General features: G+C 33.7%; 1 protein-coding gene. It reads left to right on the forward strand.

All coding sequences use genetic code 11. The features are described 5' to 3' along the window. Positions 1 to 1,291, forward strand: a 1,291-nt coding sequence (locus FHL06_RS13020; RefSeq protein ID WP_153387022.1) for an MFS transporter, incomplete at its 5' end; no start/stop codon positions are given. Positions 1,292 to 1,411 lie beyond the last annotated feature (120 nt).

Raw genomic sequence — 1,411 nt, forward strand, 5'->3', positions numbered from 1 at the left:
GGGTTCAAGTACTAATCTGGCTTTACCTAAAATATCAGAAGACTTAAAGATTAGTAACAGTCAATCAACGTGGATCATTCAAATTGGGTTGATCGTGGCTACAATAACCTTTGTATTGTTTGGTCATTTAGGAGATATGATTTCTAAGAATTTTGTTTTTACTAACGGTGGCAAAGTTTTTATTATTGGTTCTCTTTGGACCGGTGTTTCTGTTAACTTTGTGATGATCTTGATTGGTCGGTTCATTCAAGCAATAGGTGTAGCAATGATTATGGCCAATTCTTTGGGAATCGTTAGCCAATATTTTCCTAATGAAACTCGTGGTGAAGCCTTGTCGATTATCTCAATGTTTATTTCTATTGGTGCTATTTCTGGACCTGCTATTGGTGGTTTGATTTTATCATTTACATCTTGGCGCTGGATTTATTTGTTTAACGTTCCTTTAGGAATTATTATCATTTGGTTCAGTCATAAACTATTGCCGACCCCTAAGGTTCCTTTGGAAAAGATGTCAACAATGTTGAAAAGATTCAATTGGTTAGGGCAATTTATTTTTTCGATTGGGTTGAGCCTGTTCTTTTTGAGTGGAGTATATTTTCAAAAAGGTGTGGGTTCAATTATTACAGGGGTGATTTTCTTTGTCGTAGGAACAGTGATTGCACTGCTGGCCTTTTATCAAGATCAGAGGTTTCATGAATCTTTGATTGCCCCTGAACTAGTGAAGAACTGGGATTATTTATTGTCGATATTTATTCTTTTCTTGGCAATGCTAGTGAATGCAATGTCTAATATCTTATTACCATTTTATTTGCAAAGCTATGGCAAAATTTCACCTTTTATCAGTGGTTTATTGTTGATGGGACAGTCGTTAACAATGTTATTGGTAACACCTGTGGCTGGATATATAACTGATCATTGGGATCGAGCTAATTTATCAATCATTGGACTAATGATCTTATTAATATCGCAAATTGGCTATGCAATGTATCCACGAAATATGAATCTGATTTTAATTATTATACCTATTGTTATTAACGGGATTGGTTTAGGATTATTTTTGCCACCAAATAATACCATCAATTCTTTCGCAAGGACTTTGGGAATAACAATCGGTATCAGCATGGCTTCAATTCTATTATTTGTGCAGTTACCTAAGGTTAAAGATATTACTCCAAAGCTGGGTATGTTATTCATGCATGCCTTTGATCATGTTTTTTATGTAGCAGTTATTATTTCAGCATTTTCTTTAATAATGGTTGTTTGGAGAAAATTGAAGGGGAAGCGAATATAACATTCTTTTGAATCAGTTTATGTTACACTACAAACTGATTAGTTAAAAAGGGTGAGACACGTGGAAAAAGCAATAGAAATTCTTGAAAAAAATAATTATAAAATTACTAAACAAAGAACA

Origin of the sequence: Companilactobacillus halodurans (assembly GCF_009600985.1) — a bacterium.
Lineage (GTDB): Bacteria > Bacillota > Bacilli > Lactobacillales > Lactobacillaceae > Companilactobacillus > Companilactobacillus halodurans.